Genomic DNA, 24,886 nt, shown 5'->3' with positions numbered 1-24,886 from the left:
CCCGGCCTCGCGAATGCAAGGCCTAGAAGAGGTCGAACTCCTCCACGTCCGGATCCTCTTCACACATGGATTTCAGGGCGGCGAACTCCTCGGGAGCCAGGACGGGCGTATAGCGCGCATCACCATCCGCCGCGTCGCGATAGGCTTCGGCGCGCTCGCCCGAGGAGGGATGGCTTGCAAGCCAGCCTGCCAGGGCCGGTGCGTCGGCGCTGTCGCCATACTCCTCCGACATTCTCTCGAAGAAACCTGCCGCGCCCAGCGGTGAGATGCTGCTCTCCGCCATGCGCGCGCGGGCGTAATCGTCGGCTTCGCGTTCGGCGTCGCGCGAATAGCCCATCGAGGCGAGCCCGAATACGCCGTTGGTAACGCTCGAGTCCGCCCCGGCCAGCAAGATCGACAGACCGAACTGTCTGAGCAGCGCGGTCATCACATGCCGTTCGCGCACATGCCCGACCTCGTGGGCGAGTACGCCCGCCAGTTCCTCGGGACTTTCGGCCTGCTGGACCAGCCCGTCGAACAGTAGCACCTGGCCGCCGGGCAGCGCAACGGCATTGACCATTCCCATATTCGCGATGCCCGCGCGGACCTTTTCTTCTGCCGGGTCCACTTTCGCGAGCAGCTTGGCGAGCGCGGCGTCGCCTTCGGGCGTGTGACAGATACGCCCGCCGAAATCGCCGACCATGGCCTCCCCGATATTGCGTTCCCAGCTTGCCGGGATGCGCGGGCCGAGCCAGTCGGGTGCCGTCATGAAAAGCGCCACCGCAGCCGCGCTGACGACACCGAAGATCGCTACGGCCTTGCCTAGTCCCAGCCGGTCGACCCAGGCGCCGTATTCGCTCTTCGCGGGGAGCCGCGCGGCCAGACCGGGGGGAATGTCTTCGGGCAGGATCAGCCGGAAGTCGGGTACGCTGTCGCGCCGATAGACGATCTTGCCGGGGCGCGTTTCGCCAAAGCGCAGATCAGTCGCCGCGAAGCTCTGACGATCCGTGGGGCCATCGAGCGTGAAGGCCCCGCGCCCATCCCAAGTCAGCTCGCCCGAATGGCGCACCGCATTGATCCCATCGTACCATTCGGCGGCAATCAGGAACGCCTCTCCCATCGGGTCAGATCGCGCCCATGTCGAAGGCATCGAGCAGGCCCTCGCCATGCCTGGCGGTCCTGGTCTCCGATTGGGTGAGTTCGTCGAGCAGGATTTCACCGCCCGCTTCGAGATGCGTCATGAAGAACTTCCAGTGGCGGTAGGACAGGAAGATCAGGCCGATCCCGAACGTGAACACCACCAGCACGGCATCGATCACCAGCAGCTTGACCCAGTCGAGCGTCGAGGCTTCGAAGCTGAATTGGAGATCGCGCCAGCGCGTCGCGCCCACGACCTCGCGATAGAACTTGGCGTAGAAGGCCACGGCGATCAGGCCGAGCCCGAGATAAAAGAAGAGGAGCAGGCCGAGAATGCCGACCACGCCGCCGACCCTCATCCCGTCTTCGCCGCCGATACCATAACCCGCCAGCATGCCCATTCCGGCCATGATCATCCCGCCCACGAACAGCACGAAGGGCGCGAGGTAGAACAGCAGGAAACGGACGAAAACTCCTCCGGCCTCGGCATTCGATTCGAAGCGAAAGGGGCCGAAGCTCATTTTGTTCCAGCGCTCGTTCCACAGGCTGGTCATCGACCAGGGGATGAGCAGGCCGAGCGGGATCCAGCCGACCATCGTCTTCCACATGTAGGACAGGCCGAAAAGAAATCCGCCATCGTCGCTCCCGCCGCGAATGCCGCGCCAGCGCGTGCGCGAAAGGCGGTAACGCAGGCCCCGAAACCGCGCGACGCCCAAGAGGTAGAAGATTGCCGTCAGCGCCACGAAAGTCAGGCCGACGCCCAGCGCTTCATAGCCGCGGGCGACCAGCGCCTGAGCAATGAAGGTGAGGAAGACATAGGGGATACCGAATAGCACGAAGACCATGAGGAAGCCGAGAAACAGCTCCATTCCCGTGCCCGCCCATTCGAGATGCTCGTCGACGAACCGTGTGCGCGACCACAGATAGCGGCGCTCGCGCGCGGTCGCCCAAAACCGGTAGATGCCCAGAGTGACGATCGTCAGCAGCAAGTTGGGGAAGGCGATCTTCGCGAAATCGCGCCACTTCCCCTCGAAAACGAAGGCGCTATTCGTGCCCTCCATGTCCTGCGCCCCATGCATGATAGAAAAACCCTTCGATCCCTGTGTCGCTCTGGTCGTGGATCGAAGGGGCGGTGTCAATCGGCGGTGGGTTTTTCTTCGCGCAGGAAGATTTCTTCGATGGCCAGGCCGAATACGTCGGCGATGCGAAAGGCAAGCGGGAGGGACGGGTCGTAGCGCCCGGTCTCGATCGCGTTGACGCTCTGGCGCGAGACGTCGAGCCGCGTGGCGAGGTCCTGCTGGCTCCAGTCGCGCTCGGCGCGCAGGACCTTGAGGCGGTTTTTCATGACCCGCGCACCTTCTGCCAGAGCTGCGCCATGCCGAGACCCAGCGCCCAGACGGGCAGGACCCACCAAGCCCAGATGTGCGGCACCAGTTCGAACATCTCGAGGAACCCCCAGAAGATGCCGATGGCAAGCACGAAGCCTAGGGCGACGAGTGCCGCCATGATCGTGCGATGGCGCAAGTACTCGTCGCGTTCCTCCGCGATATAGCGGGCCATCGCCCAGATGATCCCGAAGGTCGGGAGGGTCGGCAGCAGCGAAATCGCGAAGACGAGCGGTCTCGACAGCTCGTAACCGTTCCATAGCGTCACCGCGATGCCGAGGCCGAGCACGTAGCCGAAGCTGCTTAGTAAGACCCGCCGGTTGTAGGTCGCCATGGCCGCGCTGGTGCAGGCACCGGCGCGCCGCATCGGGATCATGAGCGCGCCTGTGGCAATGGCCAGCAGGATGAAGCCTGTCGGCCCGTCGATGGCGTCGGTCAGCTTGAGGGCGCCGATCACTCCCACGCTGGCCAGATAGATGCCGACCCAGAACCCTTGCGAACGGGTCGAGGCGATCGGTTCACCTCCGCTCATGCTCGTATCTTTCCGCAGGGCGCGCAGGGGCGCTGCGTGAAGATCGAGACGGCGGCGAGGGCAGGCAGGGCGATTACGCCGTATCTGGCGACATCCTGCGGCACGAGCCCGAATGCGCCGAACACCGCGAAGGCGATGATCCCGGCGGCCCAGATGAGAGCTTGCTCGGTCCTGGTCATGGCAATGATCCTTTCCTTGGTGTCAAGGAGCATTTACATGCTCTTCTAGGATTTGTCAAGCATACTTTCCAAAATGCCGATATCGTCTTCCGTGTGCTCGATTTCCCTTGTCTCTGTAGCGTCATCGGGAGCAGGCAGGCGGGAGAGAGAGGAGACGCCCATGATCGCTACCGAACCGCCTGCCGCCGCCGGTATCCCCGCGCTTGATCGCCGCAGCTTGCTGAAGGGGGGCATGCTTGGCGCAGGGCTGGTGGGCGCACCGCTATCGGCTGGGTTGAACTCCGGCGCATCGGGATTCACGCACGGCATTGCCAGTGGCGAGCCCGGGCCGGGCCGCGTCCTGCTGTGGACGCGCTACGCCGCTACGCAAGACACGCGGCTCGACTTCCAGGTCAGCGATTCGATAGATTTTGCCACTGCGGCGTCGGGCGGTTCGGTTACCGCCAGCGCGGACAATGACTGGTGCTGCAAGGCCTGGGCCGAGGGGCTCGAGCCCGGTCGCTGGTATTATTATCGCTTTACCGCGCCCGATGGGTCGCATTCCGATGTCGGGCGGACGAAAACGCTCCCTGTCGGCGCGACGGAGAAATTCCGCATGGCGGTCTTCTCCTGCTCCAACATCGGCTTCGGCTGGTTCAACGCCTATGCTCATGCCGCGGCCGATGGCGGGTTCGATTGCGCCCTGCATCTGGGCGATTATTTCTACGAATACGGCCCCGGCACCTATCCTTCGAACGCGGAGGCCCAACCGGGCCGCATGCTGTTTCCGGCGAGCGAAACCGTCGCTCTCTCCGATTACCGCCTGCGCTATGCGACCTATCGTGCGGATGCCGATCTGCGGAGATTGCATCAACTGTATCCGATGATTTCGGGCTGGGACGACCACGAGAGCAGCAATGATTCCTGGGAAGGGGGCGCGCAGAACCACCAGCCCGATACCGAAGGCGAATGGTCTGTTCGCAAGGCTGCCGCCGCCAGGGCCTATCGCGAATGGATGCCGGTGTCGGACGAGCCATGGGCGGCCTACGAGGTCGGCGATCTCGCCACTCTCTTCCGGCTCGAAACCCGCCTGACCGCGCGTGCCGAACAATTCTCGATCGGCAAGATCCTTGCGGGAAAAACCTCCCCCGAAGATGCGATGGCCGCGCTCGTCGCCTTCCGCGACGGAGACTATCGCGGTGCCGACCGTGAACTCCTCGGCATGCGACAACAGGGCTGGCTGGCCGACGGTCTCAAGCGGTCCGCGTCGGCGGGCAAGCCGTGGCAGGTGCTCGTCCAGCAGGTTCTGATGGGGCGGCTCGCCAGCGCGACCAGCCTGACCGACAACCTTCCCGCAGACCTCCCCGATTTCGTCCGCCAGCGTATTCTCGCGGGCGCCATGGCAAGCCGCGCCGAACTGCCGCTCAATATGGACGCATGGGATGGCTACCCCGCTGCGCGCGGGCGCGTGTTCGAGGCGGCTCTGGGGGCCAATGCGAACCTGGTCAGCCTGGCAGGCGACACGCATAATGCCTGGGCGTTCGATCTCGACCATGGGGGCGAAAAGGTCGGCGTCGAATTCGGCGGCCACTCGGTCACTTCGCCCGGATTCGAAACCTATCTCACCCATCTCGATCCGCGCGATGTGGAGCGGGCGATCGTCGCCCACAACCGTCAACTCAAATGGATGGACGGATCGCATCGCGGCTACATGGCAGTCGAACTCACGCCCGGCAGCGCGTCGAGCGAATACCGCTTCCTTTCGAGCGTGCGCGAAAAGGGCGCCGGTGTCGTATCGACCAAGCGTATCACCACGCTCGCGGGAAGCCGCACGCTCGAGGTGGGTTGAGAAACCGACCGGCGCCCGCTATCTCGCAGCCCATGGCGCATATGCGGATCATAGCCACGACTACCACCACCCCGGGCCACCGGGGGCGGTCGGTCGCGGCATAAGCGATCCACCGCCGCCCGGTTTCGGGCGGTTGGCGTTTCCCCCGAAATCGCAAAATCTTCGCAAACGCCGCTTCAAGGCTAAGCGCGCCTGTGCCATGGCGCTCGCCAAGCAAACGGACGACGAGTGACATGACGGAACTGCTCAAGATCAGCCTGCCCGATGGATCGGTGCGCGAAATGGAACGTGGCAGCACGCCTGCCGATGTCGCTGCCGCGATCGGTCCCGGTCTCGCCAAGGCCGCCATCGCCGCGCGCGTCGATGGCGAGCTGCGCGACATCAATCGCCCCTTCGATGGCGATGCGGAACTGGCGCTGATCACCAGCCGCGACGAGGATGACGCACTCGAACTCGCACGCCACGATTTTGCCCATGTGCTCGCTGAAGCCGTGCAGGCGCTCTGGCCGGGCACGCAGATCACGTTCGGTCCGGCGACGGACGATGGCTTTTATTACGATGTAAAGGCGCCCGATACGCGCGAACCGTTCAGCATGGACGATCTGCCCGCGATCGAGGAGAAGATGCGCGAGATCATCAAGGCCAACAAGCCGCTCAGGCGCGAAGTGTGGAGCCGCCAGCAGCTGATCGACAAGTGGGAAGCCGAAGGCGAGACCTTCAAGGCCGAATGGGCCAGGGAACTGCCCGAGGACGAGGATCTGACGGTCTACTGGTCGGGCGAGGACTGGCTCGACATGTGCCGCGGCCCGCACCTCGCCTCGACCGGCAAGCTCGACCCGCAGGCCTTCAAGCTGATGCGCGTGGCCGGGGCCTATTGGCGGGGCGACCAGAAGAATGCGCAGCTCACGCGCATCTACGGCACGGGCTGGCTCAACAAGAAGCAGCTCGACGCCCACCTCCACCGGCTGGAGGAGGCGGCCAAGCGCGACCATCGCAAGCTGGGCCGCGAGATGGACCTGTTCCATTTGCAGGAAGAGGCGCATGGCAGCGTGTTCTGGCACCCCAAGGGCTATCGCATCTGGCGCGAGCTGGAGGCGTATATGCGCCGCAAGATGGATGGCGGGGGCTATCGCGAGATCAAGACGCCGCAACTGATGGATGTGCGCCAGTGGGAGCAGTCGGGCCACTGGGGCAAATATGCCGAGAACATGTTTGCCGTGCCCGATATCGTCCCCGAGGTCGAAGGGCTGGGCGACGATAATGGCGGCAAGGGAGCCAATCCGCAGGTCGCCGGCGATGCCGACTGGATGGCGATCAAGCCGATGAATTGCCCGGCGCATGTGCTGGTTTTCAAGCAGGGCATCACCTCTTACCGCGACCTGCCGATTAGGCTGGGCGAAATGGGCTGCTGCCATCGCAACGAGCCGCATGGCGCGCTGCACGGGCTGATGCGCGTGCGCCAGTTCACCCAGGACGATGCGCATATCTTCTGCACCGAGAGCCAGGTGGTCGAGGAAGTTCGCGCCTTCTGCAAATTGGCGGACGAGGTCTATTCGGACTTCGGCTTCAAATACGAAATCAAGCTGGCGCTGCGTCCCGAGAAGCGGCTTGGGTCGGACGCGGATTGGGACCGCGCCGAACAGGAATTGCGCGATGCGGTGGCCGAAGCGGGCATGGACAATGAGACCTACGGCTGGGAGGAACTGCCCGGCGAAGGCGCGTTCTATGCGCCCAAGCTCGAATGGCACCTCACCGATGCCATCGGCCGCACCTGGCAGGTCGGTACGATCCAGGGTGATCGCGTGCTGCCCGAACGGCTCGATGCGAGCTATGTCGGCGAGGATGGCGAGAAGCATCGCCCGGTCATGCTCCACCGTGCGATTTTCGGGTCATACGAGCGTTTCATCGGCATCCTGATCGAACACTTCGCCGGCCGCCTTCCCGTGTGGCTCGCCCCGGTGCAGGCGGTGGTCGCGACGATCGTTTCGGACGCCGACGACTATGCCAGGGAAGCGGTAGCCAAGCTGGAAGCAACGGGCATCCGCGTCGAAAGCGATCTGCGCAACGAGAAGATCAACTACAAGGTGCGCGAACACAGTCTTGCCAAGGTCCCGCACCTGTTGGTGGTGGGCAAACGCGAGGCAGAGGAGGGCACGGTTGCGGTGCGAACTCTGGGCGAGAAGGAGCAGCGCGTGATGAACCTCGACGAGGCGATCGCCATGCTCAAGGATGGCGCGACCCCGCCCGATCTGCGCGAAAGCTAGGGCCACCGCGTGGACCTTCTCGCAGGGTATGGCGGGGCGGCCATCGTCGCCGCGCTGGTGGCAGCTTTCGTGTCGGCCTTCGTGCGCGGGCTGACCGGCTTCGGCATGGCCATCCTGCTGGTGCCGATCCTCGCACTGGCGCTGTTACCGATGGAAGCCGTATTGCTGACGAATTTCCTGTCGGTGTTCATCGGCATGTCGGAAATCCGGCGCTTGCTGCGCAGTGCGGAAAAATCGGCGTGGATCATTATTGCGCTGGTCGCGGTGTCGACCCCGGTCGGGTTGTATATCCTCAGCATCACCGCGCCCGCCCTTGCGCGCGTGGTGATCGCCTTTATCGCGCTGTCGGCCTTCGCGGCCGTTCTGCTCCCGCGCCGCGGCGCCTTGGATCATCATCCGGCGACGACTGGCGGAGTCGGTGTGCTAAGCGGCTTGATGACCGGTTACGCGGGAATGCCCGGCCCGCCGGTCGTACCCTATTATGTGGGGCGCGATATTCCGCGTGAAACCGCCAAGGCATCGATGCTGCTGATCTTCACCTGCGCATCGACCACGGGATTGGTGAGCGGCGCGGCCATGGGCGTGCTCGACTGGACGCTTGCTGTCCTGGCCATCCTGTTGTTTCCGGCGATTTTGGTCGGCAATTGGCTCGGCAACAAAGCTTCCGGACGCATAGAGGACCGGACCTGGCGCATCTGCGTGGGTGCGGTGTTGGGCGGAGCTGCGGTTGCAGCGCTCTGGAAGGCTTTCGGCTAACCGCTCAGAACGGCAGCACCGGTCCGGCAAGAGCCAGTGCGAGGCCACAGCCGCAAACGATTAGCGTTCGCGCGATGTCTGCCACCGGGTGCGGAGCAACGTGAGTGCGAGTGAGAGCGGTAGCCTTGGCCATGCACGCATTGTCCGCTCCAAGCCCTAATGAATCGTTAAGGGCGCCATCGGGCGGACGGCATTTGCTGGCTGGCGCAGTGGAAGCCGCCGCCGCCTGCCAAGACCGCATCGCCCGGCAGGCCGATGGTCGCGCGATCGGGGAAGAGTTCGGCGATGGCCGCTACGCCGTCCTCGTCATGCGGGCTGCCGAAGGTCGGGACCACGACGAGATGGCTGGTGATGGCGAAATTGGCGTAGCTGGCGGGTTCGATGTGATCGCCGCTGGTGATCAGGCCGGGCGAAGGGATATCCTTCACCGTCACGCCCGCACCCTCGGCGCGGTGCCTGGCATCGGCATAAATCGCCGCATTGGGATCGTCGCTGCCAGTCGCGCGCGGCAGGCACAGCGTATTGGCAGCGACGAAGCGGCCGAGATTGTCGACATGGCCGTCTGTATGGTCGTTGATCAATCCATCGCCCAGCCAGAGCACCCGGGTAAAGCCGAGATCGCGTATCAGGCGCCCTTCGATCTCCTCGCGCGAAAGCTGCGGGTTCCGGTTGGGGTTGAGCAGGCATTGCTCGGTCGTGACGACGAGACCGGTGCCGTCGCCGTCTATCGCTCCGCCCTCAAGTATCCAGTCGGCCACCGTTAGCGGCAGGTCCGCATCCCCGGCGAGTTCGGCGCCGATCGTCTGGTCGCCTTCCATCAGATATTTGCCGCCCCAGCCGTTGAAGCCGAAACGGTGCGCGGCCCGATTGCCTTGGTCGTCACACCGCACCAGCGGCCCGGTATCGCGCAGCCAGACATCGCCATAGGCGCGGCGCTCCAGCTTCACGCTGCCGGTCACAAGCTGGCGTGCGCGGGCCTCGTTAGCGGCATCGCGCACCAGCAGGCGGACCTGCTGCCCACTTTCGGCCACGGCGTTGGCGAAAGCCGCAATCTGCTCCTGCGCGCGCGGGAGCACGCCCGGCCATTCCTCGGCATCGTGCGGAAAGCCGATCCATAACCAGTCCTGCGGCGCCCATTCGGGCGGCATCTTGAAGGGCATGGATCGGCTCTCCGGCTCGCGGATCAGGCAGGTGCGCAGCCAGCGCCCTCGGTGGCGCAGTCCTCGTCGCGCGTACCCTTGAACTCGTCGCCCTCGTTCCAGTTCGGCCAGCTGGTCGAATCCGCCAGCATGCGGCCAATGCGATAGAACAGCGCAAGATCGCTCATCACACCCGACCAATCCCAGTTCGGATCGTATTCGTCCTTGGGTCCGTGATAGCGGTTTTCGCGATAGTCGGCCGCCACTGCGGCGCCCGCTTCCGCGCCGCCTTCGACGAGGTCCTCGCCGCCATCGAGATAGAGCATCGGTACGCCGCGTTTGGCGAAGGCGAAGTGATCCGAACGGTAATAATAGCCCGCTTCGGGATTGGGATTGGGCGTCGTCACCCGGTCGTCGTTCATCAGCGCCTTGTCGAGGAACAGGTCGAGCTGCGACTTGCCCGGCCCGACCACGGTCACATCCTTGGCCGTACCGGCCATCAGGAAGGCGTCCATATTGATGCCGCCTACCGTCCGGTTGAGCGGGAAAACCGGGTTCGCGGCGTAGTAATCCGCACCCAGCAGGCCCGATTCCTCTGCGGTTACGGCGAGAAAGACGAGGCTGCGTTTGGCCGGCCCCGCCTTGGCATGGGCTTCGGCCAGCGCGACCAGCGCTGCGGTCCCGGTCGCATTGTCGACCGCGCCGTTGCAGATATCGTCGCCATCGGGAGCGGGCGTGCAGCGTCCGAGATGGTCCCAATGCGCCGTATGCATGACGTATTCGTCCGCGCGCTCGCTTCCCGGCAGGATGCCGATCACATTTTGCGAAGCGAAGGTGCGGATATCGTTCGAGAAGCTGGTCGACGCGGTGAGGCCCAGCGGGACGGCTGCGAAGTCCTTTTTACGCGCGGCGGCCATCAGCTCGTCGAGATCCTGGCCTGCGGCCGCCAGGATTTCGCGCGCCTTTTCCTTCTGTACCCAGCCATTGACCTGCGTCATCGGCGGCGGATTGTCGCCGCGCGAGGCATAGGCCTGCGGGCCGGACCAGCTACTTTCGACGACGTTCCAGCCATAACTGGCCGGTTCGGTATCGTGGATGATGATGGCGCCCGCCGCGCCCTGGCGGGCGGCTTCCTCATACTTATAGGTCCAGCGGCCGTAATAGGTCATCGCCTTGCCGTTGAAGGGACCTTCGAGCGTCTCCGTCCCGTAATCGGGATCGTTGACCAGGATGACCGCGGTCTTGCCCGTCATGTCCACGCCGTCATAGTCGTTCCAGCCCTTCTCGGGCGCGTTGACGCCGTATCCGACGAAGACCAGTTCGCTATTCTCGAGAGTGGTTTCGGCATCCTCGCGATAGGTCACGCCGACCCAGTCGGTGCTGTAGGCGAGTTGCATGTCGCCATCCTTGCCACCGGAGATGGTCAGCGGGGCATAATCCCTGCCGGTAATTTCGACCAGGGGCACGTCCTGGACCCAGCTGCCGTTGTTGCCGGGTGTAAGGCCGGCCTTCTCGAATTCCTCGATCAGATAGGCGACGGTCTTTTCCTCGCCCGCGGTGCCGGGCGCACGGCCCTCGAACTCATCGGATGAAAGCCGTTCGGTCACGCGTTTCATCGTCTCTTCGGAGATCGTTCCGTCGGCGACGTCGGGCAGGTCGAGCGCGTCGGTGCCATTGTCGACCTGGCCGAGATCCTGGCAGGCGGTGAGCAGCAGTGCCGAACAGGCGGCAAATGCAAGGCGTTTCATGGGGGATCCTCTCTGGCGTCCTATTCCTCTGCGGGCGCTTCTAGTCGGCGGCAAGGGGCAAGGGCAAGCTTGCACGCGCGCTCGTGCAGCGGCAGGGACGTGATCGATGTCAGCCGACTGGACCTCAGCGCTCGCCCGCGCCCGCGAAAACGCCCCCTTTCTCGCGCGTGCGCTGGATCGACGGCCGGATCTGGCGGAGTTGCTGGCCGCTGGCGAGGGGGAACAAGCCTTGCTTGCCGCCAAGCAGGTAGAGGCCGCCGATATTCCGACGGCCCTGCGCCGCGAAAGGCTCGGCCTGGCGCTGGTGCTGGCGGTGGGCGATCTGGCGGGCGCTTTCGATCTGTACAAGGTCATGCGCGAACTATCGTTCTTTGCCGACCGTGCGCTGCATGATGCCATCGGGGCGGCTATTCTTCGGCGCGTGCCGGATGCGGAGCCTGCCGGCATGATCGGCCTGGCCCTGGGCAAGCATGGCGCGGGCGAACTGAACTATTCGTCGGACATCGATCCGATCCTGCTTTACGAGCCGGAAACGCTTGCACGGCGCGAACGCGACGAACCGGGCGAGGCGGCGCAGCGCTATGCGCGGGAGATCGTGCGATTGTTGTCGGAAGTGACGGCCGAAGGCTATGTCTTTCGCGTCGATCTGCGGCTGCGGCCCGCATCGGAAGTCTCTCCGCTGGCGATCCCGCTCGATGCGGCGATCACACATTACGAAAGTTCGGCGCTGGCATGGGAACGCGCGGCTTTCATTCGCGCGCGCGCCTGCGCGGGAGACATAGCGGCGGGCGAGGCCTTTCTCGATCATATCCGCCCCTTCGTCTGGCGGCGCAGCCTGGATTTCGGCGCCATCGACGAAATCCGGCGATTGACCCACCGCATCCGCGACAAACAAAGTGGCCCGCCCGTGCCCCAGCCCGGTTACAACCTCAAGCTGGGCCGGGGCGGTATTCGCGAAATCGAATTCTTCGCCCAGACACATCAATTGATTCATGGCGGGCGCGATCCGGCGTTGCGGGTGCGGGGTACGCGTCAGACTCTCGATGCACTGGCGGCAACGGGGCGTATTTCGCAAGACGATGCGCGGGCGCTTGGCGAAAGCTATGACGGGCTGCGGACCATTGAACACCGGTTGCAGATGATCGGCGACCAGCAGACCCATTCGCTGCCCTCGGGTGAAGCACTGGACACTGCCGCGCGGCTTCACGGGCTTGCCGATGGCGCGGCTCTGGTCGAATATGTGCGGGACCTTGCCCGCCCGGTGGCCGAGCGCTTCGATGCGCTGCTTGATGAGGACAGGATATCGGTGCCCGCGAGCGCACCGCATGTCGTGGCCGGAGAGGAGCATGCGCCGCAAGTGCCCGCGGATATCGCCGAGCGGGTGGCGGGCTGGACCGATGGAAAATACCAGGCACTGCGCAGCAGTGCAGCGCTCGGGGCTTTCGAGGCGATCAGGCCCGATCTGCTCTCGTCGATCGCTACTTCCCCCGATCCCGATGCTGCCCTTGTGCGCTGGGAAAGCCTGATCTCGCGCCTGCCCAGCGCCATCAACCTTTTTCGCCTGCTCGAGGCGCGGCCTGGCCTGTTCGCCCTGATCGCCGATTGTCTGACACTCGCCCCGCCGCTGGCCGAGGAACTGTCGCGGCGGGCCGATCTGCTCGATGCGCTGATCGATCGTACCGCGCTCGACCTTCCGGGAAGTGTCGACGAGCTGGCGGCGCGCATGGGCCGACGCGAGCGCGGCGACGATTACGAGATGCGGCTCGACCGGCTGCGGGTGGTGACCGGCGAAATGCGGTTTGCGCTTGGCGTCCAGCTTATCGAGGCGGCTCACGATCCGCTGGCGATCGCAGCGGGCCTTTCGCGCACGGCCGAGGCCGCGCTGCGGGTCGCGCTCGATGCGGCCGAGGAGGAATTCGCATCCAAGCACGGGCGGATCGCGGGCAGCGAACTGGCGATCCTGGGCCTCGGGCGGCTGGGGGGCGGCGTGCTCACCCACGCCTCCGATCTCGACATCATCTATCTATTCACCGGCACGCATGAGAGGGAATCCGACGGACCGCGCCCTTTGGGCGCCACCCTCTACTTCAACCGGCTCGCCCAGCGGGTCACGGCGGCGCTGAGCGTGCCGACTGCTCAGGGAGCGCTTTACGAGGTCGACACCCGATTGCGGCCGCAGGGCAATCAGGGACCGCTGGCGGTCAGCGTCGAGAGTTTCGCCCGTTACCAGCGCGAAGATGCCTGGACCTGGGAGCATATGGCGCTCACTCGGGCGCGCGTGCTCGCCGCCAGCGAAACGGCGCGCGAGGATATCGATCAGGTCGTGGCGTCGATCCTGTCGCGCGAACGCGATCCGGAAAGGCTCCGTGCCGACCTGATAAAGATGCGTCGCGAAATGGCCGATCACAAACCGGCCAAAGGTCCGCTCGACGCCAAATTGTTGCGCGGGGGATTGGTCGATATCGAGTTTCTCGTACATTTCCTTCAACTGCGCGATCGCCAGGCCGTAACACCCGATCTCGGTCTGGCGATCGACACCCTCGTCAAGGCAGGCCGCTTTTCCGGTACGATCGCCGGGGCGCACGACTTGATGACGCGGCTGCTGGTCGGTACCCGGCTGCTGGCCCCCGATCTCGATCGCCCCGATCCGGCGGCAGCATCGCTGCTGGCGCGGCAAAGCGGGTGCGAGGATTATGCGTGCCTGATCGAACGGTTGGGTGCCGCCCGCGCTGAAGTTGCGGCGGCCTGGCAGGATATCTACGGCGAAACCCTGGAGTTGGACGAATGACCAAGAGCTATGGCGAAGGCGATGCCTTCCCCGATTTTTCGATGGAAACCCCTGATGGCGGCACGGTGACCAAGGCCGATCTTGCGGGAAAGAAGGCGGTGATCTTCTTCTATCCCAAGGACAACACGCCCGGCTGCACGACCGAAGCGAAGGATTTCACCGCGCTCAAGCCCGAATTCGACAAGGCGGGCGTCGCTCTCCTCGGCGTCAGCAAGGACTCGGCCAGGAAGCATCAGAACTTCATCGCCAAGCACGATCTCACGGTCGATCTCGCCACCGATGCGGAGGAAGGCGGGCTGTCGGACGAACTTGGCGTCTGGGCCGAGAAGAAGATGTACGGAAAGACCTTCATGGGCATGGTCCGCACGACCTATCTCCTCGGCGAAGACGGTACGATCCTGCGGACCTGGCCCAAGGTGAAGGTTAAGGGCCACGCCGAAGAAGTGCTCGAAGCCGCCCGTTCGGCATGAAGTCCGCGCGTCGCTCAGTCGCGACCGCGATCCGCGATGTGCTGCTCACCGGCGAGGCGACCGCCAAGGTGTTCGCGGCGCGGCAGGTGGCGCGCGACTGGCGGCTTGGGCGGCTCGATTTCGTGTTCGATGTCGCCATGCCCGATCGCCCTGCGTGGCCGACCGCGCTCGAGCTCCTGCCTCCGGGCCGCATGCCCAGGCGTGGAAAGATGGGGTCGCGGCGCAACCGCATCGCGCTCTGGCACGCGCTGGCGCATATCGAATTCGTCGCCATCGACCTTGCGCTCGATATGGCGGGCCGCTTCGGCGAATCGATGGGCGAGACCTTCGTGTCGGACTTCCTCGCAGTGGCGGCCGACGAAGCGATGCATTTCGCGCTGATCGCCCGCAAACTCGATTCGCTCGGCAGCAACTATGGAGCGTTGCCTGCGCACGACGGACTGTGGGGCGCTGCGCGGGACACTGCGCACGACGTTGCTGCGCGGCTCGCAATCGTTCCCATGGTTCTCGAGGCGCGCGGTCTCGACGTCACGCCTGCGACACTAGAGAGGGTAAGGGCGCAAGGCGATGAAAACGGGGCGAAAATTCTCCAGCGAATCCTTGACGATGAAATTCGCCACGTCGCTGCGGGCTCCCAGCATTTTCACGCTGTTTGCGCGACGCGCGGCGAAAACCCACGGGAATCGTGGCAGAAATTGGTCCAAATCCACTTTTCCGGAGAGCTGAAAGGGCCGTTCAACGACTCAGCGCGTTTGGCAGGCGGCCTGCCGCGCGACTTCTACGCGGCTATTGCCTGATTACTTTTTTCACTCATAACCCATACTCACGAGATGCCGGGGGGTTCCGGCAGTGACATCAAAAAAATGGCATACCGGCACGGGACGCTGGATATGTCAGGGATCAAAAAGGCGCGGTAAAGCGCCGGATGGACGGGTTAGCATGAATAACAAGCGCATTACGCTTGTCCTCGCATCGGTCGCAGCAGCTTTCGGCATCGCCGCGGCACCGGCCCATGCGCAGGAAACCAACACCGCCGCCGTCGGCGCTATCGACATGAGCAAGGTTGCGGCGCCCGGACGGGGCGGCGACGATGCGCAGTTCCAGCAGCTCTTCGCGCAGTGGGACAAGCTCGATCGCTCGACGCCTGTCGCTGCAAGCGTTTCGGTGCCCTCGCGCATGCCGCTCGACAACACCGTCCTGACGAGCGACTACGGCATGCGCACGCACCCTGTTCTCGGCGGTCGCCGCAATCATAACGGTGTCGATCTGGCCGCGCCGACCGGCACACCGATCTACGCCACCGCCGACGGTTATGTCAGCAAGGCGGAGTGGTTCTCGAGCTACGGCAAATATGTCTCGATCGAACACGGTGCCAACCTCCAGACCCGGTTTGCGCATATGTCGGGCATCGCGGTCGAAGCCGGGACGCGCGTCAAGAAGGGCGATATCATCGGCTATGTCGGGTCGACCGGCCGTTCGACCGGCCCGCACCTGCATTACGAAGTCCGCATCGATGGCAAGGCGGTGAACCCGGTTCCCTATATGGTCGAATCGGAAGCGCAGCGCGCCTTCGCGCTCGCGACCGGCACTGGCGGCCAGGGCGACGGCGACGAAAACTGAGCCAATCGGCCCATCGGGCTTCGCAAAAAGGGCGGTGGGAGAAATCCCGCCGCCTTTTTTCTTGCCCGAGCGAGAGGGTTAGGTAGGTTTCTTTGCGAAACCGGACGAGTCCGCATGAATGACGGACCGCCGGAGAGGAGAGAGACAGACCGATGCACCCCGTCACCCATGCGCAGACGCGCCCCGACCACCCCGCGATCATCATGGCCGGCAGCGGCGAGACCGTGACCTTCGGCGAAATGGACGATTATGCCAACCGTTTCGCGCAGCTCCTGCGCGCGCGCGGGGTGGAGCGCGGAGACCATTTCGCGGTGCTGATGGAAAACAATGCGCATTACCTGCAAGTGGTTTGGGGATCGCAGCGCGCGGGCACGATGCTGGTGCCGATCTCGACTCGGCTGACGGCTCCCGAAATATGCTACATCCTCAAGGATGCGGGCGCGAAATTCCTGCTGACGACGACCACATTCGCCCAGGTGATCGAGGATATTCGGGGCGAATGCGCCGACCTGCCCCTGCTGATCGTGGGCGGCGAGGGCGAGGAGGATTTCGAAGCTGCCCTGGCCGCGCAGCCTGCCGAACCGATTCCGGACCAGGCACCGGGTCAGTACATGCTCTATTCCTCGGGCACGACGGGCCGGCCCAAGGGGGTGAAGCCCGCCCCGCCCGAAGACGACGATATCCTCGCCACCAATCCGCTGGTCGCGCTGGCGATCATGGGGGCGGGCATGCCTGCCGACGGGAGCATGGTCTATCTCTCGCCCGCGCCGCTCTATCACGCGGCCCCGCTCGGCTGGGGCACCACCGCGCAGCGGCTCGGCGGAACGGTCGTGGTAATGGAAAAGTTCGATCCCGAACACGCGCTGGAGACGATCCAGACCTACAAGGTCACCGACAGCCAGTGGGTGCCGACCCATTTCGTCCGCATGCTCAAGCTCGATCCGGCAGTTCGTACCCGATACGACCTGTCGAGCCACCAGCGCGCGCTGCACGCGGCCGCGCCGTGCCCGGTGCCGATCAAGCGCGAGATGATCGAATGGTGGGGGCCGATCATCAACGAATACTATGCCGGGTCCGAAGGCATCGGCATGACGCTGATCAAGGCCGAGGACTGGCTCACCCATCCCGGCAGCGTGGGCAAGGCGATCCATGGCACGCTGCACGTCTGCGGGCCGGATGGCGAGGAGCTGCCGCCGGGGCAGGACGGGCTGCTATTCTTCGAGAACGCCAATATTCCGACCTATCACAACGATCCCGACAAGACCCGCGAGGCGATGCATCCCAAGGGCTGGATGACGCTGGGCGATATCGGCCATGTGGACGAGGACGGCTATCTCTACCTCACCGACCGCAAGAGCCACATGATCATTTCCGGCGGGGTAAACATCTATCCGCAGGAAATCGAGAACCTGCTGGTGACGCATGACAAGGTCATGGATGCCGCGGTGATCGGCGCGCCCTGTCCCGATTTCGGCGAGAAAGTCGTCGCCGTGGTCCAGCCGGTGGAGATGGCCGAGGCAGGCGATGCGCTGGAAGCGGAGCTGCGCGATTTCCTCGCCCCCAGCCTCGCCAAGATCAAGATGCCCAAGCTGTTCGACTTCCGCGCGCAATTGCCGCGCGAGGCGAATGGCAAGCTCTACAAACGCGAACTGCGCGACGAATATCTGCGCAAGGCCGAGGAAGAGACGGAGCAAGCCTGAGGGCAGCGGCGGAGAGAGCCGCGCAGCACGGCCATGGCGCGCGGTCGCCATATGGGAAATCCGCCACTTGCCCCGCGACTCCGCTGCGCTAGAACAGGCGTCAGGGAGGCGTTTCGTGACCAATACGCTCTATTTCGGCGACAATCTGCACGTCCTGCGCGATCATATCGCCAGCGAGAGCGTCGATCTCGTCTATCTCGACCCGCCGTTCAACTCGAACGCCAATTACAATATTCTGTTCAAGTCGCCCGAAGGCGCGCAGTCCGAAAGCCAGATCGAGGCGTTCGAGGATACCTGGCACTGGAACGACAGCGCGGAGGACGCCTTCGACGAGGTCATGCGCAGCGGCAATACCGACGCCTTCACGCTGTTGCGGGCCATGCGCGATTTCCTCGGCGAAAACGACATGATGGCCTATCTCGCCATGATGGCGGTGCGGTTGATCGAACTGCACCGGGTGTTGAAGCCGACGGGGTCGCTCTACCTGCACTGTGATCCGACCGCGAGCCATTACCTCAAGCTGCTGCTCGATGGGGTGTTTGGGGCGACGAACTATCGGAACGAGATTGTATGGAAGCGAAAGGCCGGGAGGGGTGAAACGAACAACGCAGCGATCAGGTTCGGTGTGAGCCATGACATCGTTCTGTTCTATGCGAAATCACCAGCCTCCGCTTTTGTCCGTCAATACCGACCGAACAGTCAGGATTACATCAACTCCAAGTTTACCCACGTTGACGAAAGCGGGCGACGGTATCGTTTGGATAACCTGACTAGCCCGTCATTCCGACCCAATCTTGTCTACGAGTACAAAGGATATCAACCGCCTGAGAAAGGTTGGGCCGTGTCGCTCGAGCGTATGAAGGAGATGGATGCCGAGGGTCGGGTGCACTTTCCTGATAGCAAAGAGAAACGACTTCAGCGGAAGCGCTTTCTTGATGAACTTGAAGGTGAAACGGTCGACACGCTTTGGGACGACATTTCGCCCATTAACTCCCAAGCCCAAGAACGCCTCGGCTACCCCACGCAGAAACCGCTCGCGCTGCTCGAACGCATTATCGCCGCCTCCTCCAACGAAGGCGATGTCGTGCTCGACCCGTTCTGCGGCTGCGGCACGGCGGTGCATGCGGCGCAGAAGCTGGGGCGGCAGTGGATCGGGATCGATGTCACCCATCTCGCCGTGGGCCTGATCGAAAAGCGCATGAAGGAAGCCTTCCCCGCGCTCGATTTCGAAGTGAAGGGCCGTCCGCAATCGCTTGCCAGCGCGCAGGATCTCGCCAAGCGCGACAAGCACCAGTTCGAGCTGTGGGCGCTCAGCGTCGTCGATGCCGATCCGTGGAAGGGCGGGCGCAAGGGGCCGGATGGCGGGATCGATGGCATCATCTGGTTCAAGCCCGATGGCAAGAAGACCGAGAAAGCGATCGTCGAGGTCAAGGGCGGTGCCACCGGCGTGAAGGACGTGGGCCGTCTCGCCCAGGTGATGGAGCGCGAAGGGGCGAAGATCGGGGTGCTGATTACAAATCAACTTCCCACCCGAGCGATGGAACGCGATGCGGCGGCGGTCGGTGTCTGGGAGAACGAATATACCGGGCGCAAGCATCCGCGTCTGCAGATCATCACGCTGGCCGAACTGTTCCAGAACAAGCGACCGGATATTCCGTGGGTGGATACCAGCGTGGCGAAAAAGGCCAGGCGCGAAGAAACCAGCAAGCAGGCGAAACTGCTCTAATTTCTGGAGTGCGAGCCCTTTGTTCGATTGGGCTTCGCGCGAACCGAGCCTGTCCTACAGGCTCGGTTTGGTGTTAGGCTGCGATCTGGGTCTCCATCGACTATCCACACGCACCCGCGGGGGGGGGGGGAGACACCGACCCACACATGGGGCGAGTTCGCGCCAACACATTGTAATTGTTGCGGTAACGGGGCGCTTGCCTCGGGTGACAGGGTGTCGCCTTTGTCGCCCAAGTGTCGCCCTAACCCCTCAGCAACCGCTCCGCCATCGCGCGCACTTCGGCGCCCATGTCCTCGCGCTCCAGCGCCAGGGCCAGCGTGGCTTCGACGAAGCCGGTCTTGCTGCCGCAGTCGAAGCGGCGGCCGGCGAAGGTAACGGCATGGAAGGCCTGGTTGCCGATCATGCGAGCCATGGCGTCGGTTAGCTGGATTTCGCCGCCCGCGCCCTTTTCCTGATCTTCCAGCACGCGCATGACTTCGGGCTGGAGGATATAACGGCCCGAGATGATCTTGTTCGACGGGGCCTGGGCCACGGGCGGCTTTTCGACCAGCCCGGTCACCTCGGTCAGCGTGTCGCTCTTCACCTCGCCCGGGGCGATCACGCCATAGCTCGACACCGCCTCCTGCGGCACTTCGAGAACGGAGATGAGGTTGCCGCCCACTTCCTCATAGGCCTCGACCATCTGCTTCATGCAGCCGGTGCCGCCCCCTTTTTCCGCAACCATCAGCTCGTCGGGCAGCAGGATGGCGAAGGGCTCGTCGCCCACGATCGCCCGCGCGCACCAGATCGCGTGGCCCAGGCCCAGCGGCACCTGCTGGCGCACGGTGATGACGTCCCCCGGCGTTGCCCGCGTGGGTTCGAGCACGCTCAGATCCTTGCCCCGCTCGCTCATCGTATGTTCGAGTTCGTAAGCGACGTCGAAATGTTCGACGATCGCGGTCTTGCCGCGTCCGGTGACGAAGATGATCTGCTCGATGCCCGCCTCGCGCGCCTCGTCCACCGCATACTGTATCAGCGGACGGTCCACGATCGGCAACAGCTCCTTGGGAATAGCCTTGGTCGCGGGAAGAAAACGCGTGCCCAGCCCGGCAACGGGAAACACCGCTTTCCTTATGGGTTTATGTGCAGTCATCTCGGCTCACCTGGCTTTTCCGGAGGGGGCACAGGGGATGGAACGGACGAAACACCCCAAGCGCGCGGGTACGACATTGTCGTGACGCTTGCCAGTGGGGCGACCAGGGGTAAAGCACACTTTCATGGACAAACTCATCATTCGCGGCGGCAATCGCCTGTCGGGCACCATCCCCATATCGGGCGCGAAAAATGCCGCGCTCACGCTCATCCCCTGCGCTCTGCTGACCGAGGAGGCGGTGACTCTGCGCAATCTGCCGCGCCTTGCCGATATCGACGGGTTCCAGCATCTGATGACGCAGTTCGGGGTGAGCCATACCATTCCCGGCAAGCGGCCCGACGAATTCGGCCGGAACGTCACGCTCGAAGCGATGCGGATCACCAGCTCGGTCGCGCCTTACGATCTGGTGCGCAAGATGCGCGCCTCGATCCTCGTGCTCGGCCCGCTGCTGGCGCGGACGGGCGAGGCGACCGTTTCGTTGCCCGGCGGCTGCGCCATCGGCAACCGCCCGATCGATCTGCATCTCAAGGCACTCGAAGCCTTCGGGGCGCATATCGAACTGGCGCAAGGCTATGTAAAAGCCAGCGCGCCCGATGGCGGCCTGCCCGGCGGCGAGTTCGACTTTCCCGTGGTTTCGGTCGGCGCGACGGAGAACGCCGTCATGGCCGCCGCGCTCTGCAACGGCACCAGCATCTTGCGCAACGCCGCGCGCGAGCCGGAGATCGTCGATCTGTGCAATCTGCTGACCGCGATGGGCGCGGAGATCGAGGGCATCGGCACTTCGGAACTGACCATCCACGGCGTCGACACGCTACACGGAGCGACCTATCGTGTGATGCCCGACCGGATCGAGGCCGGGTCCTATGCCTGTGCGGCTGCCATCACCGGCGGCGAGGTGCGGCTCGAAGGGGCCGAGGCAGGCGACATGGGCTCCACCATCCACGCGCTGCGCAACATCGGCGTGGAAATCGACAGCGACAAGAAGGGCATCACCGTTGCGGCCAAGGGTCCTCTCAAGGCGCACAATCTCACCACCGCGCCTTTCCCCGGCCTCGCCACCGATATGCAGGCGCAGTTGATGAGCCTGCTGACCCGCGCCGAAGGCACCAGCGTGCTCAAGGAAACGATCTTCGAAAACCGTTTCATGCATGTGCCCGAGCTGGCGCGAATGGGAGCCGACATCGAAACCGAAGGCCGCACCGCGATCGTGCGCGGCCCCGTCCAGTTGACCGGGGCCGAGGTCATGGCGACCGATCTGCGTGCTTCGATGAGCCTGGTGATCGCCGGATTGGCGGCCCGCGGCGAGACAACCGTGCGCCGTCTCTACCATCTGGATCGCGGCTATGAGCGGCTCGAGGAGAAGCTGCAACTGGTCGGCGCCGATATCGAACGGGTCGGGGACGATTGAAGCCGCGAGACGGCACTTTTCCCACCCCTGTGCGTTGGTCGGGAAAGGAAGGAGTTCACTGACATGCTTTTGAAGCTCTTGGCGCTCGGCGGCCTCGGATATGCCGGATATCGCTATTATGAAAAGAACCGCGTCGATCGCAACGGCGTAGCCTTCGCCGATGGCGAGCCGGAAGGTCCGTTCCGCAATGCGGGCGCCGAAGCGACCACGTCGCACGAACCGATGAGCGCGACCGACGAAGCGCTCGACGAGACCTATCCGGCGAGCGATGCCACCGCGAAATACTGAATTTCGCGGATCTAGGCCAGAATCAGATCAGATCGGACACGGGGCGGCTGGAGTGATCCAGCCGCTTTTTTCGTGTGTGACCAGCCAGATGCGGATCGCCCCGGCCAGGCCCGGCGGGGTTTCCGAACGGATGCGTTCGGCATCGATCTGCGCGACCAGAGCGTTGATCGACTGCCCCCTGGCGGCAGCGGCCGCGCACAGCTTCTCCCAGAACACGGGCTCCAAGCTGATCGAGGTGCGGTGCCCGTCTATGCGGACGGAGTATTTTTTCGGCGGATGATAGGGAGGCATTTCCATTTCGCGCGCTCCTAAACAGGCGCGCGTCGCTCGGAAAGCCCCCTAATCCTACCACACCCCGGTTCTTAGTACATGTGCTGGCCGCCATTGATGCTCATGGTGGAGCCGGTGACGAACTCGGCATGTTCGGAGCACAAAAAGCTGACGCCCCGGGCGATCTCGCTCGCCTTGCCGAGCCGGCCGACTGGAATCTTGGCGACGATTTTCTCCAGCACGGGTTCGGGCACGGCGGCGACCATATCGGTATCTATGTAACCGGGTGCGATCGCATTGACGGTGATTCCGAAACGTGCGCCTTCCTGCGCCAGTGCCTTGGTAAAGCCGTGAATACCGGATTTGGCGGCGGCGTAATTCACTTGTCCGTATTGCCCGGCCTGACCGTTGATCGATCCGATATTGACGATTCGGCCCCAGCCGCGCTCCTTCATTCCCGCGAAGGTCGCCTTGGCCATGTTGAAACATCCGCCAAGATTGGTGCGCATCACGGCGTCCCAATCCTCGTAGCTCATCTTCAGCAGCGTGCCATCGCGCGTGATACCGGCATTGTTGACGACCACATCGACCAGTCCGTGTTCCCCGGCGACCTTCTGGCAGGCGTCCTGTACGGCGTCGTAATCGCCGACATCGAACTTGATCGTGGGAATGCCGGTTTCATCGGTGAATTTCCTCGCCGCATCGTCATTGCCTGCATAATTGGCGACGACCGTGAAGCCGCGTTCGTCGCGCAGCCTTTCGCAGATCGCACGACCGATTCCGCGGGTGCCCCCGGTTACGATGGCAACTCGTGACATAATCTCTTCTCCCCAGCTTTCCGTAGCGTCTCCACGGATTTAAGCGAGGGATGCGGCGCGAGCCAAGTCAATTCGCCCCAATTGGCGCCTATGCGAGCGAATTCTCGACCAATGTCTTAGAAGCTTACGCGCGTGCCGACATAAACGGCCTGATCGTCCTCGACCCCATCGGTAAGGGGAGCCAGGCGATTGTTGTCTTTCGACAGGCGGACGCCCGCGGTCAGATTGAGGTTGCCGACCACCCGATAGGAGGTGCTGATATCGACGCTCTGATTGCCCGCACCTTCGAAAGTACGCGGCGAGCGCCCGGCATTGTCCTGCTTTTCCAGCGCAAGGCGTGAATTGAAGCGGCTGGGCTTTTCGGCCTTCTCGCCCTTGTCCGGTGCGAAGGTCGAAAGATCGGGCATGCCCATGTCGCGCAGGCCGACCGAGACGGTGGTCGGCTTGGCGGGCTGGGCGAAACTCTGATAGCCGCGCGCCACGCCCAGATTGAAACTGGTCTGGCTGATCGCGAGAAGGCGTTGATTGCGTTCACCATCGCCAACCGAATCGATTGCGCTGCGAACCGAAATCGCGCGCGCCGTTGCATCGTCCACGCGCACAGCCACGGTCACCGTGCGATCCTGTGCCAGCAGCGGCTTGCTCGCGGGAGTGAAGCGGAGCCCGTCTTCGCCCATCACCGCGGCGACGCGCGCGGCAAGCTGCGGGTCGACCCTGGCCGGCGTGAACGGCAGGTAAGATACTGTTTCCGGAAGAGCGGCCTTCGCATCGCCTTGCACCACGGCGAGGCCGGTCGCGGGAATCATGAGCGCCAGACCGGCAACAGCCAGCATCGCAGGTGCGCGTCGCGCTCTGCCCTGACCTTTCACCGAATCCGCCATTTTCAACACGCTTCCCTTTTCTACCGGACTATCAAGCCAGAAATCTCTTGAATGGTTCCTGACTCCGGCACTGTTGATGCCGATTCCTTTTGTGCTCCGAAGCGAGACTAGCATTCCTTTGTGCCATGGCCAGCTTTTCCACAGACGATCTCGGCAATTGGGAAAAAGTGTTGCCGAGTTTCCACAAGCACTTGTCGTCGGCTCGCCCGAGCGGAACGGGATTAAGGCCGCATTCACGCGTATGGGGGTGAGTGTCGCTGCAAACGGCCCTATGCCTTGCTCCCATGCGAGCAGGCTTTATAGAGCCTTGAAACCCGCAGGACACCAAGGACCGACATGAGCGCTTTCGCAACCTTCCGCCGCCCCGCTACCATCGCGATCGCGGTCGCGGCCACAATCGGTCTCGCGGCCTGCGGCGGGCGCGAACGGCCCCAGGCGGATCTTGCCGCGGCGCAGGTCACCACGATCGGCGTCAATTCCTATCTCTGGCGCGCCGCCCTGGACGCGGTCAGCTTCGCCCCGCTGCTTCAGGCGGACAGCAATGGCGGTGTGATCGTGACCGACTGGTATGCCAATCCGAGCAATCCGGGCGAGCGGGTCAAGATGACTATCACCATCCTCGATTCGGATTTGCGCGCGGACGCCCTTCGCGTTGCCGCCAGCCGCCAGATCAATCAGGGCGGAAGCTGGGTCGATGCACCGATCCAGGCGGCCACCGTCCAGAAGCTGGAAGACATCATTCTCACCAAGGCGCGCGAACTGCGCCGCCAGGCCGTCAGCTAATTGCCGGCGGGCGCCGCGAAAGCGCCTTCCCATAGCTTGCAAAATCCGTAAACGC

The 24,886-nt window shown here is 63.8% G+C and carries 23 protein-coding genes; 12 read left to right on the top strand and 11 right to left on the bottom strand.

Translation table 11 applies throughout. The features are described 5' to 3' along the window. Positions 1–22: 22 nt before the first annotated feature. From DVR09_RS01900 to DVR09_RS01880, 5 genes are all read right to left on the bottom strand, one after another. The gene (locus tag DVR09_RS01900) at positions 23–1,129 is read right to left on the bottom strand and encodes a M48 family metallopeptidase (protein ID WP_162814814.1); all 1,107 of its coding nucleotides are present in this window, start codon (positions 1,127–1,129) and stop codon (positions 23–25) included. Then, positions 1,104–2,177, bottom strand: a complete 1,074-nt coding sequence (locus DVR09_RS01895) for a YjgN family protein (protein WP_234041515.1) — start codon at positions 2,175–2,177, stop codon at positions 1,104–1,106. The genes DVR09_RS01900 and DVR09_RS01895 overlap by 26 nt, the downstream gene beginning before the upstream one ends. A 74-nt stretch (positions 2,178–2,251) precedes the next feature. Beyond that, positions 2,252–2,461, bottom strand: coding sequence for a helix-turn-helix transcriptional regulator (locus tag DVR09_RS01890; protein ID WP_115415431.1), 210 nt, complete (start codon positions 2,459–2,461; stop codon positions 2,252–2,254). Beyond that, complete coding sequence (locus tag DVR09_RS01885) at positions 2,458–3,033, bottom strand: hypothetical protein (RefSeq protein ID WP_115415430.1); 576 nt, start codon at positions 3,031–3,033, stop codon at positions 2,458–2,460. Before DVR09_RS01885 ends, DVR09_RS01890 begins: the two co-directional genes overlap by 4 nt. Beyond that, entirely contained in the window at positions 3,030–3,212 is a 183-nt protein-coding gene (locus DVR09_RS01880; RefSeq protein ID WP_162814813.1) for a hypothetical protein, read from the bottom strand. Before DVR09_RS01880 ends, DVR09_RS01885 begins: the two co-directional genes overlap by 4 nt. A 160-nt stretch (positions 3,213–3,372) precedes the next feature. Between DVR09_RS01880 and DVR09_RS01875 the strand changes: the two genes are divergently transcribed. The 3 genes from DVR09_RS01875 (at position 3,373) to DVR09_RS01865 (ending at position 8,060) form a co-directional block, all read left to right on the top strand. Continuing rightward, positions 3,373–5,040 (top strand): alkaline phosphatase D family protein, encoded by a 1,668-nt coding sequence (locus DVR09_RS01875; RefSeq protein ID WP_115415428.1) that lies wholly within the window; start codon positions 3,373–3,375, stop codon positions 5,038–5,040. A 233-nt stretch (positions 5,041–5,273) separates the two neighbouring features. Then, positions 5,274–7,304, top strand: a complete 2,031-nt coding sequence (thrS, locus tag DVR09_RS01870; RefSeq protein ID WP_115415427.1) for a threonine--tRNA ligase — start codon at positions 5,274–5,276, stop codon at positions 7,302–7,304. 9 nt (positions 7,305–7,313) lie between these two features. Beyond that, positions 7,314–8,060 (top strand): sulfite exporter TauE/SafE family protein, encoded by a 747-nt coding sequence (locus DVR09_RS01865; protein WP_115415426.1) that lies wholly within the window; start codon positions 7,314–7,316, stop codon positions 8,058–8,060. A 167-nt stretch (positions 8,061–8,227) separates the two neighbouring features. On the opposite strand, the gene DVR09_RS01860 is transcribed toward DVR09_RS01865, so the two are convergent. Further along, a complete protein-coding gene (locus DVR09_RS01860) occupies positions 8,228–9,220 on the bottom strand; it encodes an agmatine deiminase family protein (protein WP_115415425.1) in 993 nt (330 codons plus the stop codon). A gap of 23 nt (positions 9,221–9,243) precedes the next feature. Further along, entirely contained in the window at positions 9,244–10,947 is a 1,704-nt protein-coding gene (locus tag DVR09_RS01855) for a M28 family metallopeptidase (protein WP_115415424.1), read from the bottom strand. Between the two features lie 106 nt (positions 10,948–11,053). On the opposite strand from DVR09_RS01855, the gene DVR09_RS01850 reads away from it, so the two are divergent. The 6 genes from DVR09_RS01850 (at position 11,054) to DVR09_RS01825 (ending at position 19,251) form a co-directional block, all read left to right on the top strand. Then, positions 11,054–13,735: a bifunctional [glutamine synthetase] adenylyltransferase/[glutamine synthetase]-adenylyl-L-tyrosine phosphorylase gene (locus DVR09_RS01850; RefSeq protein WP_115415423.1), complete on the top strand. Its 2,682-nt coding sequence runs from the start codon at positions 11,054–11,056 to the stop codon at positions 13,733–13,735. Further along, the gene (locus tag DVR09_RS01845) at positions 13,732–14,205 is read left to right on the top strand and encodes a peroxiredoxin (RefSeq protein ID WP_115415422.1); all 474 of its coding nucleotides are present in this window, start codon (positions 13,732–13,734) and stop codon (positions 14,203–14,205) included. The genes DVR09_RS01850 and DVR09_RS01845 overlap by 4 nt, the downstream gene beginning before the upstream one ends. Next, positions 14,202–15,002: a ferritin-like domain-containing protein gene (locus DVR09_RS01840; RefSeq protein ID WP_115415421.1), complete on the top strand. Its 801-nt coding sequence runs from the start codon at positions 14,202–14,204 to the stop codon at positions 15,000–15,002. The genes DVR09_RS01845 and DVR09_RS01840 overlap by 4 nt, the downstream gene beginning before the upstream one ends. Positions 15,003–15,144: 142 nt before the next feature. Continuing rightward, positions 15,145–15,825 carry a M23 family metallopeptidase gene (locus tag DVR09_RS01835; protein WP_115415420.1) on the top strand — a complete coding sequence of 227 codons (681 nt, stop codon included), beginning with the start codon at positions 15,145–15,147 and terminating at the stop codon, positions 15,823–15,825. A gap of 152 nt (positions 15,826–15,977) precedes the next feature. Beyond that, positions 15,978–17,525, top strand: coding sequence for an acyl-CoA synthetase (locus DVR09_RS01830; RefSeq protein ID WP_115415419.1), 1,548 nt, complete (start codon positions 15,978–15,980; stop codon positions 17,523–17,525). 115 nt (positions 17,526–17,640) lie between these two features. Further along, complete coding sequence (locus DVR09_RS01825; RefSeq protein ID WP_115415418.1) at positions 17,641–19,251, top strand: site-specific DNA-methyltransferase; 1,611 nt, start codon at positions 17,641–17,643, stop codon at positions 19,249–19,251. A gap of 241 nt (positions 19,252–19,492) precedes the next feature. Here the strand turns inward: DVR09_RS01825 and galU are convergent, their stop codons facing one another. After that, entirely contained in the window at positions 19,493–20,383 is an 891-nt protein-coding gene (gene galU, locus DVR09_RS01820; RefSeq protein ID WP_115415417.1) for a UTP--glucose-1-phosphate uridylyltransferase GalU, read from the bottom strand. 124 nt (positions 20,384–20,507) lie between these two features. Here galU and murA point away from each other — a divergent pair, with 124 nt between their 5' ends. Both murA and DVR09_RS01810 read left to right on the top strand, forming a co-directional pair. Further along, positions 20,508–21,791 carry a UDP-N-acetylglucosamine 1-carboxyvinyltransferase gene (gene murA / locus DVR09_RS01815; protein WP_115415416.1) on the top strand — a complete coding sequence of 428 codons (1,284 nt, stop codon included), beginning with the start codon at positions 20,508–20,510 and terminating at the stop codon, positions 21,789–21,791. A 63-nt stretch (positions 21,792–21,854) separates the two neighbouring features. After that, positions 21,855–22,079, top strand: coding sequence for a hypothetical protein (locus DVR09_RS01810; protein ID WP_115415415.1), 225 nt, complete (start codon positions 21,855–21,857; stop codon positions 22,077–22,079). A 27-nt stretch (positions 22,080–22,106) separates the two neighbouring features. On the opposite strand, the gene DVR09_RS01805 is transcribed toward DVR09_RS01810, so the two are convergent. From DVR09_RS01805 to DVR09_RS01795, 3 genes are all read right to left on the bottom strand, one after another. Then, entirely contained in the window at positions 22,107–22,376 is a 270-nt protein-coding gene (locus tag DVR09_RS01805; protein WP_370459212.1) for a ribbon-helix-helix domain-containing protein, read from the bottom strand. Between the two features lie 65 nt (positions 22,377–22,441). After that, entirely contained in the window at positions 22,442–23,167 is a 726-nt protein-coding gene (phbB, locus tag DVR09_RS01800; RefSeq protein ID WP_115415413.1) for an acetoacetyl-CoA reductase, read from the bottom strand. 116 nt (positions 23,168–23,283) lie between these two features. After that, the gene (locus DVR09_RS01795) at positions 23,284–24,048 is read right to left on the bottom strand and encodes a hypothetical protein (protein WP_115415412.1); all 765 of its coding nucleotides are present in this window, start codon (positions 24,046–24,048) and stop codon (positions 23,284–23,286) included. Positions 24,049–24,384: 336 nt separating this feature from the next. On the opposite strand from DVR09_RS01795, the gene DVR09_RS01790 reads away from it, so the two are divergent. Beyond that, positions 24,385–24,831, top strand: coding sequence for a DUF3576 domain-containing protein (locus DVR09_RS01790; protein ID WP_115415411.1), 447 nt, complete (start codon positions 24,385–24,387; stop codon positions 24,829–24,831). Positions 24,832–24,886: the final 55 nt, after the last annotated feature.

This window comes from Erythrobacter aureus, assembly GCF_003355455.1.
GTDB lineage: Bacteria > Pseudomonadota > Alphaproteobacteria > Sphingomonadales > Sphingomonadaceae > Qipengyuania > Qipengyuania aurea.
Note: the sequence above shows the minus strand (reverse complement) of the source record. Positions and strands in the feature narration are given on the sequence as shown.

Excerpts from the sequence above, each read along its gene's own strand:
- DVR09_RS01900 (WP_162814814.1), bottom strand. The coding sequence starts at position 1,129 with ATGCCTTCGACATGGGCGCGATCTGACCCGATGGGAGAGGCGTTCCTG.
- DVR09_RS01895 (WP_234041515.1), bottom strand. The coding sequence starts at position 2,177 with ATGGAGGGCACGAATAGCGCCTTCGTTTTCGAGGGGAAGTGGCGCGAT.
- DVR09_RS01890 (WP_115415431.1), bottom strand. The coding sequence starts at position 2,461 with ATGAAAAACCGCCTCAAGGTCCTGCGCGCCGAGCGCGACTGGAGCCAG.
- DVR09_RS01885 (WP_115415430.1), bottom strand. The coding sequence starts at position 3,033 with ATGAGCGGAGGTGAACCGATCGCCTCGACCCGTTCGCAAGGGTTCTGG.
- DVR09_RS01880 (WP_162814813.1), bottom strand. The coding sequence starts at position 3,212 with ATGACCAGGACCGAGCAAGCTCTCATCTGGGCCGCCGGGATCATCGCC.
- DVR09_RS01875 (WP_115415428.1), top strand. The coding sequence starts at position 3,373 with ATGATCGCTACCGAACCGCCTGCCGCCGCCGGTATCCCCGCGCTTGAT.
- thrS (WP_115415427.1), top strand. The coding sequence starts at position 5,274 with ATGACGGAACTGCTCAAGATCAGCCTGCCCGATGGATCGGTGCGCGAA.
- DVR09_RS01860 (WP_115415425.1), bottom strand. The coding sequence starts at position 9,220 with ATGCCCTTCAAGATGCCGCCCGAATGGGCGCCGCAGGACTGGTTATGG.
- DVR09_RS01855 (WP_115415424.1), bottom strand. The coding sequence starts at position 10,947 with ATGAAACGCCTTGCATTTGCCGCCTGTTCGGCACTGCTGCTCACCGCC.
- DVR09_RS01850 (WP_115415423.1), top strand. The coding sequence starts at position 11,054 with ATGTCAGCCGACTGGACCTCAGCGCTCGCCCGCGCCCGCGAAAACGCC.
- DVR09_RS01845 (WP_115415422.1), top strand. The coding sequence starts at position 13,732 with ATGACCAAGAGCTATGGCGAAGGCGATGCCTTCCCCGATTTTTCGATG.
- DVR09_RS01840 (WP_115415421.1), top strand. The coding sequence starts at position 14,202 with ATGAAGTCCGCGCGTCGCTCAGTCGCGACCGCGATCCGCGATGTGCTG.
- DVR09_RS01835 (WP_115415420.1), top strand. The coding sequence starts at position 15,145 with ATGAATAACAAGCGCATTACGCTTGTCCTCGCATCGGTCGCAGCAGCT.
- DVR09_RS01830 (WP_115415419.1), top strand. The coding sequence starts at position 15,978 with ATGCACCCCGTCACCCATGCGCAGACGCGCCCCGACCACCCCGCGATC.
- galU (WP_115415417.1), bottom strand. The coding sequence starts at position 20,383 with ATGACTGCACATAAACCCATAAGGAAAGCGGTGTTTCCCGTTGCCGGG.
- murA (WP_115415416.1), top strand. The coding sequence starts at position 20,508 with ATGGACAAACTCATCATTCGCGGCGGCAATCGCCTGTCGGGCACCATC.
- DVR09_RS01810 (WP_115415415.1), top strand. The coding sequence starts at position 21,855 with ATGCTTTTGAAGCTCTTGGCGCTCGGCGGCCTCGGATATGCCGGATAT.
- DVR09_RS01805 (WP_370459212.1), bottom strand. The coding sequence starts at position 22,376 with ATGGAAATGCCTCCCTATCATCCGCCGAAAAAATACTCCGTCCGCATA.
- phbB (WP_115415413.1), bottom strand. The coding sequence starts at position 23,167 with ATGTCACGAGTTGCCATCGTAACCGGGGGCACCCGCGGAATCGGTCGT.
- DVR09_RS01795 (WP_115415412.1), bottom strand. The coding sequence starts at position 24,048 with ATGGCGGATTCGGTGAAAGGTCAGGGCAGAGCGCGACGCGCACCTGCG.
- DVR09_RS01790 (WP_115415411.1), top strand. The coding sequence starts at position 24,385 with ATGAGCGCTTTCGCAACCTTCCGCCGCCCCGCTACCATCGCGATCGCG.